This window comes from Aquibacillus albus, assembly GCF_016908325.1.
GTDB lineage: Bacteria > Bacillota > Bacilli > Bacillales > Amphibacillaceae > Aquibacillus_A > Aquibacillus_A albus.
The window spans coordinates 39,562-54,516 of sequence record NZ_JAFBDR010000011.1 but is presented as its reverse complement, the minus strand read 5'-3'; the positions used below and the strand labels follow the sequence as shown (position 1 = coordinate 54,516).

Here is a 14,955-nt window from a genome sequence, read left to right as displayed (position 1 = left end):
AGAATACTTCGCTTTCCGCGGGCACGGCCTCAGCCAGGGTGCTACTTGAATAAGCTTCTTTGTTCCCTTGCGCCGAGGAAGCAAGCTGCGAAGCGTTACTAGAAGACGCAGGCGCATCCACGGGGTCTTCGGACACGTGCTGTTCCCGCAGGAGTCTACGTATTCTGCCTACGCTAAAAGCGATTCTTCGATTAATCATATGTGTAAGTACTGGAATTCACATTAGTGGATGTCTTCTCCTCAGGCAAGCACCGACACCATTACATCTCACATAAGAAATTGGTTTATCTTTTCGATTACTCTACATGTGCTTCCACCACTTAATCGTGGAAGTTTCATAAAATAACTAATTTTAATTAAAAGAAATGGTATCAAAGCTTCGTTACAGCAATTGGATAGTTCTCACTTATTAAAAAACAAATCCAAGCTGTGGAAAAATGCGAGACTCCTGTGGGAAAAGCAACAGGTGAAGACCCCGCAGGAAGCGGTTTTCTTCCGAGGAGGCTGAGGCGTTGCCCACGGAAAGCGAGTGTTTTTCCACAGCGTCGGTTATGCACTCTTTTTTTCGTTAGATTTATGATAAATCACCTTTTGTTGCGCATTATAGGTCTAATGTGTTGTGAAAAAATAAAGAATACGAAAAATCTTATTATAAAAAAAAGCCCTTCCTCACTACATAATGGGGAAAGGCGTCTTGTTAAATTTTTTCTCTTATTTTTTTGAAAATCCAAAAAAGAATGTCGGTATGCTACTCATTGCTAAGATGAATATCCAGTCCTTGATTGTTAAATCCGTTGTATGGAACACCGGTTGAAGCGGTTCATAATAAATGACGATTAAAACTAACAAGAGAGATGAAAGTACCGCACCAACTAAATATAAATTTTGAAAAGGATTTCTGGCAAAAACAGATTTTTCACTCCGACAATCAAATACATGAATTAATTGTGCCATAACCAATGTTGTAAATGCAATGGTTTGTGCATATATTAGGTGATCTGGATTTCCTTGATATGCAATGATAAATGCAATTAAGGTAACCAATCCAATCATAAAACCACGACTAATTATTTTAAATCCTAACCCACGAGCAAAAATACCCTCTCTTGGATTTCTTGGTCCTCGATTCATTACATCATCTTCTGCTTGATCCATCCCTAAAGCCATTGCTGGTAGTCCATCTGTGACAAGATTCACCCATAAAATTTGTACAGGAACTAATGGCAGCGGTAAGGCTAGTAACATAGCAAAAAACATAACAAGAATCTCACCGACATTGGAAGCTAGTAAATATCGGATGAATTTTCTTATATTTTCATATATATTTCTGCCCTCTTTAATCGCTGACTTTATCGTTGAAAAATTGTCATCGAGAAGGACTAAGGAAGAAGCTTCCTTTGCTACATCTGTTCCAGAATTACCCATGCTAATTCCAATATCACTTGCCTTTATTGCTGGTGCATCATTAACACCATCTCCAGTCATTGCAACGACATGCCCTTTATCCTGTAATGCTTTAATAATTTTCAGTTTATGCTCTGGCGTAACACGAGCAAATACATAGACATCTTCAATGATTTCACTTAATTGATCCTGTGTCATCTTAGAAAGCTCGTGGCCTTGTAAAACTTTCCCATTTTCAGGCATTAATTCTAAATGCTTAGCAATTGCTTGTGCGGTTTTTGCATGATCACCGGTGATCATTACCGTCTTAATCCCTGCAGCATTACACTCGGCTATAGCTGCCTTCACTTCTTTTCTCGGAGGATCTATCATTCCACTAATCCCAACAAAGGTGAGATCTTTTTCAATGATCTGGTCATTGAGTGATCGGTCGGCAGCTATTGGCTTAATACAAATAGCTATCGTTCGTAAGGCGTGATCTGCCATCTGATCAATCGCATGATTAATTTGTTTTTCATCTTTTGTACGAAGCGGTCTTCGACTTACTTCATCTTGAATGTAAGTACAACGTGGCAACAATACCTCTGGAGCACCCTTTGTAATAACAAACCGACTACCATCCATAGCTTCAACGACTACTGACATTCTTTTCCTATCCGAATCAAAAGGAAGTTCATGTATTACTTTGAATTTTTCAGTATCCTCTAGAGAAATGTTAGCTTTTCTTGCTGCAACTAACAATGCACCTTCCGTTGGATCACCATCTATCAACCATTTCCCCTTCTTTTTTTCTAACGCTGCATGATTGCATAAAGCTCCATAAAGCAACAAGCTATCCAAGTGCTTGTTATTAATTTTCTTATTATTTAAATAAAAAGAACCTTTTGGGTTGTAGCCTTCTCCAGAAACATCAATAAACGCATGATTTAAATAGATTCCTTTCACTGTCATCTGATTTTCTGTCATCGTGCCCGTTTTATCAGAGCAAATAACAGAAGCACTTCCTAGTGTCTCTACTGCCGATAACTTCCTAACAATTGCTTTTTTCTTAATCATTCGTTGGACGCCTAGAGACAAAGCAACTGTTACAATCGCCGGGAGACCTTCAGGAATAGCTGCAACAGCAAGGGAAACCCCTGCTAAAAACATTTGGTAAACCTGGTGTCCTTGGATGACTCCTAACACGACAACAAAAGCAGTAAGTAACAAAGCAACAACAATTAAAATTTTACCGAGTTCAGCAAGCTTTCTTTCTAATGGGGTTGCTTTTTGTTGTGTGTGAACAAGTAAATCGGCAATTTGCCCCATTGCCGTTTGCATTCCTGTTCCAACCACAATCCCCTCTGCACTACCTCGAGTGACCATCGTTCCCATAAAAGCCATGTTTGTTTGGTCTGCAGGTTCCAATGCGTCTTCCATGATTGGATTAGAATGTTTAGCAATTGGCAAAGACTCACCTGTCAGAGCAGATTCTTCTATTTCTAAGCTATTACTTTTTGTGATTCGTATATCTGCAGCAATTCGATCGCCACTTGCTACTTTAATCAAATCTCCAACCACTACATCTTTTGAAGGAATTTTTATCCAACTACCATCACGGTAAACGGTTGCCATCGGTGCAGATAATTCTTTTAATTTTGCTAATGACTTTTCCGCTTTTTGCTCTTGAAAAAAGCCAATAATGCCATTAACTAATACAATAATCATAATTGCAATTGCATCAACATACTCCCCAAGTAAACCAGAAACAAGTGTTGCTGCTAAAAGAACTAACACCATAAAATCTTGAAATTGCTTCAAAAAAAGTAGGAGAAGAGATGTTTTATGATCAGCCTCTAATAGATTAGGACCAAACTTTCTTAATCTTGACGACGCTTCCTTTGAGGATAGCCCCTTTTGTTTCGCTACCCCTAGCTTCTTCTCCAATTCCACATCACTTAGTTGGTACCATTTCACATCGCATTCCCCCATATACTAGTTCAGTCACTATAAATGTATTCAGACTTGTCCTAAAAAATGCTATAATAAGTAACTAGGTGAAAAAGAAGTGCGTCTTTGATAGCTAGGTTAATACTGGTTTTACCAGATTGAATGAAAGCTGCAAAATCATTGAAACAACTATTTTTAAATATAAATGAGGTGAATACAAATGGCTTTCGACGGTATCGTCACTCGGGCGATTACTCACGAACTAAATCAAGCATTAGCCTCAGGTAGAATAATGAAAATTTACCAGCCAACAGAAACTGAACTTCTTTTTATCATAAGAAGTTCTGGGAAAAATCACTCATTATTATTATCTTCACATCCAAGCTATGCTCGATTTCATGTAACATCTGAAACATACCAAAATCCTAAAGAACCTCCAATGTTTTGCATGTTGTTACGAAAACATCTTGTTGGTAGTTTTTTGGAAAAAATAGAGCAACACGAAAATGAACGGATTGTTCTCTTTCATTTTAGAGGGAAGAATGAAATTGGAGACGAGACTCGTAAAACCATCATTGTTGAATTAATGGGGAAACACAGTAACATACACTTAATTGACCAAGAGAAAGGGCATATATTAGACAGCATTAAGCATATCCCGCCTTCTCAAAATAGATTTCGTACAATTATGCCTGGACAAGAATATAAATACCCTCCTGATCACGGAAAAATTAACCCATTAACCATTGATGAGGATACGTTTATAAAAAAGCTAGATTTTAATTCCGGAAAGTTAGACAAACAAATCGTGAATCAGTTCATGGGGTTTTCACCATTAATTTCTACAGAGATTATTTATCGATCCGGACTAGGATCCATTGACAACTATAAGCAGGCATTTAAAGATATTCAATCAGCTATTCTGGATCATGCTTATGAACCACAGATTATCCAATCAAAAAAAGAAATCTTTTACGTGGTTTCATTATCCTCGATAGAAGGAAGTAAAATCCGTTTTGACACAACAAGTGAAATGCTTGATAAGTTTTATTCTGGAAAAGCGGAACGAGATCGCGTAAAGCAGCAAGCTGGAGATCTTTTACGTTTTCTTAAAAACGAACGAGATAAAAATGAACGAAAGATTAAAAAGCATGAACAAACCATTGTAAAATCAGAGCGAGCAGCAGAATATCAACGGTATGGTGAATTATTAACAGCAAACATGCACGCATTAAAGTTTGGGGATAAAGAGGCAACTGTGATCGATTACTACGACCCAGAACAGAAAGAAATTACTATTCATTTAAATCCTAATAAAAGTCCAAGTGAAAACGCACAGGCATATTTTAAAACCTATCAAAAATTAAAAAAGTCAAAGCAAATGGTTGAGCAAGAAATAACAAAGGCTAAACAAGAAATTAATTATATGGATGAGTTAATCCAACAAATTGAAGGTGCAAGAGAACAAGATATTAATGAAATTCGTGAAGAGCTGCAAGAAGAAGGCTATTTAAAAGCACGAGCTAACAAAAAGAACAAACGTAATAAACCGACAAAACCTCAACCAGAAACCTTTTATGCCAGTGACGGAACATTATTATTAGTTGGTAAAAATAATAAACAAAATGAGTATCTTACAAACCGACTAGCTGCAAGGGATGATATTTGGCTTCATACGAAAAACATTCCAGGATCACATGTTGTTATTCGCGATTCAAATCCTAGTGAAAAGACATTGATGGAAGGTGCCGAGCTTGCTGCATACTTCAGTAAATCAAAAAATTCATCTTCTGTTCCTGTTGATTATACTTCCATCCGTCATGTTCGAAAACCAAGCGGAGCAAAACCAGGATTTGTAACTTATGAAAATCAAAAAACCATTTTTGTTACACCAAATGAAGAAACAATAAAAGCATTACGTAAGAACAAAAACAAGGAAGAATAATAATATTTTACGATTTTTATTCGTTCCTCTTCATCAAACAAAAAAGGTTACTATAGCTTAGTAAATTTAAAAAGACCAAATCACCATGCGATTTGGTCTTTTTTTCATCATAACTTTAAAGAGCCATGTGTTTTACTTCAAACCAAAAACAGTCAGAATTATTTTAGTAAATGCTAATTACTCAAGACCAAATCATCTCGCCATTCAATCAAGCTCTGTTGATCCTTTTCATCTAGTTTACCTAAGCTTACTAATTCATTTAGTAAAATATCAAAATTTGTAATCGTAGATAATTGGATATCATTTGCCTCGAAATTTTCAGAAGCATGAGCTAGGCCATACGTGAAGATTGCTAATACTCCTAAAATATCTGCTCCTGCTTCCCGTAAAGCTAATGCAGCATTAATCGATGATCCTCCAGTAGAAATTAAATCTTCTATAACGATTACTTTTTGTCCACGTTTAATTTCACCTTCTATTTGGTTGCCCTTTCCATGCCCTTTTGGCTTTGAACGGACATACACCATCGGTAATCCCAATTTTTGTGCAATCCATGCAGCATGTGGAATACCAGCTGTTGCACAACCAGCTATTACATCTGGTCTTTGATCCATATTATTAATAATTTGAATAAATGCATTGGCAATTTTTTCTCTTACAGATGGATAAGATAACGTTAATCGATTATCACAGTAAATAGGTGATTGAATTCCTGATGTCCACGTAAAAGAACGATCCGCCTTAATTTGAATCGCCTCAATGTTGTATAATTCTTTAGCTATTTCATTGCTGAATGACATGGTTCCACTCCTCTATCGCTTTTTGATACGCTTTATAAGGATTTGGTGCTTGTGTAACACTTCTACCGATGACAATTCTATCTGCTCCTTGGTTTCCAGCCAATTGAGGGGTTGCAATTCTTTTTTGATCATTATGAGCAGAGTCACTGAGCCTAATGCCTGGTGTTACCGTCAAAAATTGCTTTCCACATGCCTGCTTAATTTCATTTGCTTCATGTGCCGAACAAACGACACCATCAGCACCATTATTTTTAGCTAACGATGCCAAATGAATAACAGTAGATTCCAAACTGCTCTCCACTTTCAGTTCATCCCTTATTACTGTTTCATCCATTGAAGTAAGAAGGGTAACAGCTAATAATTTGGGCTCTATACTACCCGCTGCCCCTTTAATAAGTCCTTCTTTTGCCGCCTGAATCATGTCACTGCCGCCAAATGCATGTACATTAACCATCTCTACTCCGAGACTTGCAACGTTACGCATTGCCTTTTTAACAGTAGTAGGAATATCATGCAGCTTTAAATCTAAAAAAATAGGGTGTTCATCCTTCTTTAATGCTTCAATAACCGTAGGACCTTCTTTATAGAAGAGCTCCATCCCTACTTTAACTGGAACACCTTTTAACTGATTTGTTTCTAGAAATGATTGTGCTTCCTTCCAATTCGGGAAATCAAGTGCGAGATAAATCATGGTCATGCCCCTTTCCGATTGCATCTTCAACAGAAGTGAATCCGTATTTTTGTAATACGTCTGGAAGTGCATCAATAATTTCTGGGCAAACAAAGGGATGGTGGAAATTAGCTGTTCCCACTGCAACTGCACTAGCACCAGCAAGCAAAAATTCTAATACATCCTCTGCCGTCATAATTCCACCCATTCCGATAATTGGAATCGAAACTTGTTGCTTCACTTCATAGATCATTCGAATCGCAATCGGCTTGATAGCAGGACCAGACAATCCTCCTGTTTGATTGGCAAGTAACGGCCGCTTGGAAGGCAAATGGATTTGCATACCAGTCAATGTGTTAATCATTGATAACCCATCGGCACCGGCATCCTCTACCGCCCTAGCCATTGCACCAATATTTGATACATTAGGTGATAACTTTACATAAACTGGTACATGACTTACTTCTTTCACTTTGTACGTGACTTCTTTTGCCAACTCAGGATCCGTTCCGAATTGGACGCCACCCTCCTTCACATTAGGACAAGAAATATTGAGCTCTAATGCATGTACAGCGTTAGTTCGAGTAAAAGCCTTTGTTACATCGATATATTCTTCTACCGTACTTCCTGCAATATTTGCAATGACAGGGAGATCATAATTCATTAAATACGGCAGCTCCTGATCGATGATTGCATCCACACCCGGATTTTGCAATCCTATCGCATTCAACATTCCAGCTGGCGTTTCTGCAACTCTTGGCGTTTGATTTCCATATCTTGCTTCACGCGTTGCTGCTTTGATTATAATCGCTCCAAGTTGATTTAAATCATATAGGTCACCATATTCCCGTCCAAATCCAAAACAACCAGAAGCAGGCATAATTGGATTCTTTAACGATAAACCAGGAAGATTAACTTGTAGTGACATTAAATAACCACCTCATTTGCGCGAAATACAGGACCATCTTTACAAATTTTCTTAAACCCATTTTTCTCATCATCATTTGTTGGAACAACACAAGCGTAACAGGCACCAATTCCACATCCCATTCTTTGCTCAATGGAGATGAAGCCTTTATGGTTTTCTAATTTATTGGATACTGCACGGAGCATCCCAGTAGGACCACATGAGAAGTAATAATCAAAATCTAATTGATCGATGACATCTGTCACGTATCCTTTCCAACCATAACTACCATCGTCTGTAACAACATGGCATGCACCCAATTCTGCAAACTGTTGTTCATAAAAAACACTGGATTTTGTTTGAAAACCAATGACAGACTCTACCTCTACCCCATTTTCTTTCAATTTTTTCCCAAGGTAATATAATGGTGGTACACCTATTCCACCACCAACTAACAATGCTTTCTTAACATTGATCTCTTTAATTGGATAGCCACTTCCACATGGAAGTAAAACATCTAACTCTTGACCAATTTGATAGGATTGAAGGTCTTCCGTACCTGAGCCAATCACTTTAAAGATAATCGTAATTGACTCGTCGGATTCATTAATATCTGCAATAGAGATAGGTCTTCTTAGCATGTGGGAGCCTTGATTCCCAACGTTTATATGAACGAATTGACCGGGCTCTATCGTACGTACGATAGCTCCGCCCGCCAACCGCATTTCTATCGTGTCTTTGGCAATGGTCTTTTTGTCTATAATTGTCATCATTAATTGATTAATCACAATACAACAGCCTTTCTTTCAACAACCGGTCTAGCTGTAAAGGTTGTTGAATCAATGACATTTAAAATAGCTTCAGCTGTATCTAAACTTGTTAAGCAAGCAATTCCATGTTCAACTGCTTCCCTACGAATCCGAAATCCATCTGAACGTGGCTGTAACCCTGAAGTGATTGTATTTACGACAAATTGAACTTCACCATCTTCAATAATGGATAGCACAGTTGTACCTTCTGATCCAATTTTTCCAACTTGTGTTACAGGTAATCCTAAATCACACAAGTATGCTGCTGTTCCTTCTGTGGCATATAATTGAAATCCTAACTGATGGAATCTTCTTCCAATTTCTGCTGTTTCCTCTTTGTCTTTATCAGCTACTGTTAATAGTACCGAGCCTTCCATTGGAATTGATAATCCGGAAGCAATTAAGCCTTTGTATAATGCTTTTTCTAATGTTTTGTCCCTACCAATCGCTTCACCAGTTGACTTCATTTCAGGTCCTAACAGGGTATCAACACTTCTCAGTTTCTCGAAGGAAAAAACAGGTACTTTTACAGAAACGTGATCTGGTTCTGGTAAAACACCGGGCTGATAGCCTAGTTCCTTTAAGGTTTGCCCTAAGATACATCTTGTTGCTAGATTTGCCATCGTCACACCAGTAATTTTACTTAAAAATGGTATCGTTCTACTTGCACGAGGGTTTACCTCCAACACATACACTTCATTTTGATGGACAACAAATTGAATATTAATTAGCCCTTTTACTTGTAAACGAGCAGCGATTTTCATTGTAATCTCTTCACATTTTTGCTTCACTTCTTGGCTAATTCTTTGAGTTGGATAGACAGCAATGGAATCACCAGAGTGAACCCCAGCACGTTCAATGTGTTCCATAATTCCAGGAATGATTGTCGTTTCTCCGTCACTAATTGCATCTACTTCCATTTCAATTCCTGTTAAATATTTATCAATCAAAACAGGATGCTTGTGTTTAATATGATTGGTTTTGTTTAAATAGCTATATAGCTCATCGTCGTTATAAACGATTTCCATCTGACTTCCGCCGATCACGTAAGATGGACGAACCAATACAGGGTATCCAATTTCGTTTGCTGTATCGATTGCTTGGTCCAGCTGACGTACACTTTTACCTTTTGGTTGTGGTATTTCCAGCTCACCAAGTAATTGTTCAAATTTATCTCGATCTTCAGCTGTATCAATAGCTTCTAAACAAGTACCTAAAATGTTAACCCCTCTACGCTCTAATCCGTCTGCTAAATTGATTGCTGTTTGGCCACCAAATTGTACAATCACTCCAATTGGCTGTTCTAACTCAATCACATGCATAACATCTTCTAATGTTAACGGCTCAAAATATAATTTGTCGGACACACTAAAATCAGTAGAAACGGTCTCTGGATTATTGTTCATAATAATCGCTTCATATCCAGCCTCTTTCAAGGCAAGCACCGAATGAACGGTAGCATAATCAAACTCAATACCTTGACCAATTCGAATCGGTCCTGATCCAAGTACAAGCACCTTTTTACGATTAGTAACAACCGATTCGTTTTCTTCCTCATACGTGCTATAAAAATACGGTGTTTCTGACTCAAATTCAGCTGCACACGTATCAACCATTTTATAAACGGGGTGCATTCCTAATTCCATGCGTAGTTGATAAATATCATCAACTTCCATATTCCAAAGTCTAGCAACCTGAGCATCAGAAAAACCAGATTGTTTAGCCTCAAGAAGAAGAGAGTGTGAACCCTGTTCGCTAATTAGACTTTGCTCAAGATTGATAACCTTCTGCATTTTTGTTAAGAAGTAACGATCGATTTTAGTAAGTTCAAATAGTTCGTCAACCGTAAATCCACGTCGAATAGCTTCGGCTAGAATATAAATTCGTTCATCATCAGGCTTTATTAATCTTGTCTTTAATTCTTCTTCGGTCAAATCTGTTAGACTTTCTATCCATAAGTCCTCTCCACTTATATCTACTGACCGTACTCCTTTTAGCAATGACTCTTCAAATGTTCTTCCGATAGCCATCACTTCACCAGTTGCTTTCATTTGTGTCCCAAGTGTACGATTTCCGGACGCAAACTTATCAAACGGGAACCTAGGTAACTTTGTTACGACGTAGTCAAGTGCTGGTTCATAACAAGCATACGTAGTTCCAGTAATCGGATTAATTATTTCATCTAACGTTAGTCCAACAGCAATTTTAGCGGCAATTTTTGCAATTGGATAACCCGTCGCTTTGGAAGCTAGAGCGGATGAACGACTTACCCTCGGATTAACTTCAATGATGTAATATTGGAAGCTATCGGGATCCAATGCAAGTTGCACGTTACAGCCACCTTCTATTTTTAAGGCGCGGATAATTTTTAACGAGGCATTTCTGAGCATTTGATATTCACGATCGCTCAATGTTTGAGACGGTGCCGTAACAATCGAATCACCAGTATGAATCCCAACCGGATCAATATTTTCCATGTTACACACAACGATAGCTTGGTCATTATTATCACGCATTACCTCATATTCAACCTCTTTAAATCCAGCAATATTCCTTTCGATTAAGCATTGATTTACAGGTGATAATGCTAAGCCGTTTCTAGTAATTTCTTTTAATTCCTGTTCGCTGTAACACATGCCCCCACCAGTTCCACCAAGCGTATAGGCTGGGCGAACAATGACAGGAAACCCTATTTCATTTGCAAAATCTAGCGCTTGATCAACAGTATTGACAATCATACTTTCAGGAACTGGTTCGTTTAACTCGTTCATTAGTGTACGGAATTTCTCTCTATCCTCTGCTTGTTGGATGGCATCTAAAGATGTTCCTAATAATTCCGTGTTACATTCCTCTAAAATTCCACTTTCTTCTAAGGCTACAGCTAAATTTAATCCAGTTTGACCGCCAAGTGTCGGTAACACTGCATCCGGTCTTTCCTTACGAATGATTTTCATTAAAAACTCTACCGTTAAGGGCTCCATATAGACAGTATCAGCAATCGTATGATCAGTCATAATAGTAGCTGGGTTAGAATTTGCCAATACAACTGTATAACCTTCTTCTTTTAAAGATTGGCACGCTTGTGTTCCTGAATAATCGAACTCTGCTGCTTGACCAATGACAATCGGACCTGATCCAATGACTAGAATTTTATTTATATCTGTACGCTTAGGCATGAAGTTTCCTCCTTGATGGTAGAATGATGGAATTTAATCTTTGCTAAAAACTCATCAAATAAATGATTCGTATCATCTGGTCCTGGTGAGCTTTCTGGATGATATTGTACCGAAAACACAGGGTATTTTTCATGTTGAATTCCCTCAACAGTTTGGTCGTTTAATGCAATTTGTGTTAATTTTAATGCTGTTTCTTTTAACGACTCTAATTTAACGGTATATCCGTGATTCTGTGAAGTAATATACGTTTTATTTACAACCAAATCTTTAACCGGATGGTTCGAACCGCGATGACCAAACTTCAATTTTTCTGTGTCTGCTCCACAGGCAAGTGCAAGTAACTGGTGACCTAAACATATTCCGAAGATAGGTACTTTACCTACCAGACTCTTAATCATATCAATTGCTTCAGGAACATCCTTGGGATCCCCTGGTCCATTCGTAAGCATGACGCCATCAGGTTTTAATCGTAGAATACTTTCAGCGGTATAGTTATAAGGAACAACTGTCACATGGCAATTTCTTTTCGTTAATTCTCGCAAAATACCGTGTTTCATTCCAAAATCCACTAAGACAATTCGGTAACCACGTCCCGGAACAACATATGGCTTTACCGTTGACACCTGTTTTACTTGATCATGCATGGCAGGTGTTTGTGCCATATAGGAAGTTGCTTCTTCCTTTGATTGGTTAACAGAGGTGATAATGCCTTTCATCGTCCCGTATTGACGGATAATTTTCGTTAGTTTCCTAGTATCAATTCCAGCGATGCCAGGAATATGATTAGCCTTCAAATAACTGTCCAAGCTTTCATCATTACGGAAGTTAGAAGGAAAGTCACATGCTTCCTTCACTATTAATCCGTGGATAGATGGTGTAATTGTTTCAAAGTCATCTCGATTGATTCCATAGTTACCAATTAGCGGATACGTCATCGTAACCATTTGACCACAATAAGATGGGTCAGAGAGTATCTCTTGATATCCTGTCATACCCGTATTAAATACTACTTCACCAACCTTTGCTTCTGTACTACCAAATGCAGTTCCAATAAACGTGGTGCCATCCTCAAGCACGAGTTGTCGTTTTTCCATAAGAAGCCTCCTCAAAGACGATTTTTCCAGAAACCATGGTTAGAACTGGTGCACCAGTGACCTCCCAATCATGGAACGGAGTGTTTTTCCCTTTTGAATAAAAATTATTTTTATTAATCGTTGTTTGTCTCTCTAAATCAATAACGGTTAAATCTGCAGCAGAACCAACTGTTAATTCACCATAGGGTAGATGAAATACATTCGCAGGTTTTACTGTCATCCAGTCAATAAGCTGTTTTAAGGTAATTTTTCCTGTTTCAACAAGATGCGTGTGCAGTAAACCAAAGGCTGTTTCGAGTCCTACAATTCCAAATGGAGCGAGCATTAATCCTTGCTCTTTTTCTTCTTCTGTATGTGGAGCATGGTCTGTCGCGATGAAATCAATCGTTCCATCTAGTAATCCCTCCATTAATGCTTGTTGATCTTCTTTCGAGCGTAGCGGGGGATTCATTTTGAAATTCGCATCATTGGAATCAAAATCTTCTTCATTTAATAATAAATGATGTGGTGTAACCTCTGCTGTTACGTGAATCCCAGCCTTTTTTGCATCGCGAATCACTCGTACAGATTCCTTTGTACTTACATGACATACATGGTAATGACATCCTGTAGCCTCTGCCAACAATACATCTCTTGCTATTTGAACAGATTCACAGATAGATGGAATACCTGGAATATCAAGTTTTTTACTTGTTTCACCTTCATGAATGACTCCTTTATGAATTAAGGAATTATCTTCACAATGTGCTACGATTGGTATGTTTAACTTTGCAGCCTGACTCATTGCTTGTAACATCATATCTGCCGTTTGAATTCCTACTCCATCGTCAGTGAAAGCAAATGCACCAGCATCTTTAAGGCCTTCCATATCTGTTAATGTTTCTCCTAATAATCTTTCTGTTATTGATGCATATGGTAGCACACGAACATGTCCAGTCTTTTCCATTCTATCTACAATTTGCCGAAGCGTTTTAGGATGATCCGGCACGGGTCTTGTATTCGGCATCGCGCAAAGCGTTGTGTAACCACCTCTTGCAGCAGCTTTCGTACCCGTCTCAATCGTTTCCTTCGCCTCACCACCAGGTTCTCTTAAATGGACATGAACATCTACAAAACCCGGTGTTACTAGCTGACCTTTACAATCAATGAGCGCTGCATCGTCTTTCGGTAAATCCTGACCGATTTCTTCAATCACGCCATTGTTTATTAGAATTTCACAAGATTCCATTTGATTATTTGCTGATAATTGCTTTGCGTTGATTAATAGGCTTTTCATGTGTAATTCCTCCCCCTTCAAGTAAGCGGTAGATAACTGCCATACGCGCAGAAACACCGTTTGTCATTTGTTTAAAAATTCTTGAACGATTACATTCGACCAATTCGTCAGCAATTTCAACACCTCTATTAACTGGAGCCGGGTGTAAAATAATTGCATGTGGCTTCATTCTTTTCTCACGTTCGGCTGTTAATCCATATTTTTCTAAATAATGATCATTAGACGCTTGGTTTTCGTGACGCTCATGCTGTATTCTTAGAAACATAACGACATCACAATGTTCCACTGCATCATCAATATCGATATATTGATAAGGAAGACTATGATCTTGCCACTCTGTTTTAGAGGATAAATAAACCTTTGCTCCTAGTGTTGATAATGCATAAGCATTGGAACGTGCTACACGACTATGCTTAATGTCACCAATGATTCCTACTTTCAATCCAGAAAATTTTTCGAACTCTTGGTAAATAGTTAATAAATCCAGTAAGCATTGGGTTGGATGTTCTCCTTTTCCATCTCCAGCATTAATAATCGGGACGGTAATCTGATTGGCTAACTGATGAACAACATTATCCTGAGGATGTCGTACGACTAATAGTGATGCTCCTATTGATTCAAACGTTTTTGCAGTATCATAAACACTTTCTCCTTTTTTGACACTTGAAACATCACTCATAAAGTCTAAGACCTCTAAACCCAACTTTCTTTGTGCAACAACAAAACTCATTTTTGTTCTCGTACTAGGTTCGAAAAAAAGATTGGCAGCAAATAATTGCTGATTAAATGGTTGGATTCCATGCTGTTCAATGTCATTGGCAAGCTTAATTAGTTGTAATAGCTCATGCTTTGAATAATGTTTCATGGATACAAAATTTTTCATACTGCTCCTCCTTTGATTAAAGGACTGTCCGGACTCACTCTATTGATGGAGTATGGTTAGAA

General features: G+C 38.1%; 10 protein-coding genes. 1 reads left to right on the top strand and 9 read right to left on the bottom strand.

Features of this window, described 5'->3' with window-relative positions:
- Positions 1–711 precede the first annotated feature (711 nt).
- A complete protein-coding gene (locus JOC48_RS11035; RefSeq protein WP_204499655.1) occupies positions 712–3,360 on the bottom strand; it encodes a calcium-translocating P-type ATPase, SERCA-type in 2,649 nt (882 codons plus the stop codon).
- Between the two features lie 193 nt (positions 3,361–3,553).
- On the opposite strand from JOC48_RS11035, the gene JOC48_RS11030 reads away from it, so the two are divergent.
- Positions 3,554–5,278 carry an Rqc2 family fibronectin-binding protein gene (locus JOC48_RS11030; RefSeq protein ID WP_204499653.1) on the top strand — a complete coding sequence of 575 codons (1,725 nt, stop codon included), beginning with the start codon at positions 3,554–3,556 and terminating at the stop codon, positions 5,276–5,278.
- Between the two features lie 173 nt (positions 5,279–5,451).
- On the opposite strand, the gene pyrE is transcribed toward JOC48_RS11030, so the two are convergent.
- The 8 genes from pyrE to JOC48_RS10990 are packed head-to-tail and all read right to left on the bottom strand — an operon-like array spanning position 5,452 to position 14,893.
- Positions 5,452–6,078 carry an orotate phosphoribosyltransferase gene (gene pyrE, locus JOC48_RS11025; protein WP_204499650.1) on the bottom strand — a complete coding sequence of 209 codons (627 nt, stop codon included), beginning with the start codon at positions 6,076–6,078 and terminating at the stop codon, positions 5,452–5,454.
- On the bottom strand, positions 6,062–6,775 hold the full coding sequence (pyrF, locus tag JOC48_RS11020) for an orotidine-5'-phosphate decarboxylase (protein ID WP_204499648.1): 714 nt from the start codon (positions 6,773–6,775) through the stop codon (positions 6,062–6,064). Before pyrF ends, pyrE begins: the two co-directional genes overlap by 17 nt.
- On the bottom strand, positions 6,750–7,676 hold the full coding sequence (locus tag JOC48_RS11015) for a dihydroorotate dehydrogenase (protein WP_204499646.1): 927 nt from the start codon (positions 7,674–7,676) through the stop codon (positions 6,750–6,752). Before JOC48_RS11015 ends, pyrF begins: the two co-directional genes overlap by 26 nt.
- Entirely contained in the window at positions 7,676–8,443 is a 768-nt protein-coding gene (locus JOC48_RS11010) for a dihydroorotate dehydrogenase electron transfer subunit (protein WP_338024283.1), read from the bottom strand. The genes JOC48_RS11015 and JOC48_RS11010 overlap by 1 nt, the downstream gene beginning before the upstream one ends.
- Complete coding sequence (gene carB / locus JOC48_RS11005; protein WP_204499643.1) at positions 8,440–11,640, bottom strand: carbamoyl-phosphate synthase large subunit; 3,201 nt, start codon at positions 11,638–11,640, stop codon at positions 8,440–8,442. Before carB ends, JOC48_RS11010 begins: the two co-directional genes overlap by 4 nt.
- Positions 11,619–12,734: a carbamoyl phosphate synthase small subunit gene (locus JOC48_RS11000; RefSeq protein ID WP_204499641.1), complete on the bottom strand. Its 1,116-nt coding sequence runs from the start codon at positions 12,732–12,734 to the stop codon at positions 11,619–11,621. The genes carB and JOC48_RS11000 overlap by 22 nt, the downstream gene beginning before the upstream one ends.
- Positions 12,709–14,010 carry a dihydroorotase gene (locus JOC48_RS10995; RefSeq protein ID WP_204499639.1) on the bottom strand — a complete coding sequence of 434 codons (1,302 nt, stop codon included), beginning with the start codon at positions 14,008–14,010 and terminating at the stop codon, positions 12,709–12,711. The genes JOC48_RS11000 and JOC48_RS10995 overlap by 26 nt, the downstream gene beginning before the upstream one ends.
- Positions 13,967–14,893, bottom strand: a complete 927-nt coding sequence (locus JOC48_RS10990) for an aspartate carbamoyltransferase catalytic subunit (RefSeq protein ID WP_204499637.1) — start codon at positions 14,891–14,893, stop codon at positions 13,967–13,969. Before JOC48_RS10990 ends, JOC48_RS10995 begins: the two co-directional genes overlap by 44 nt.
- Positions 14,894–14,955 lie beyond the last annotated feature (62 nt).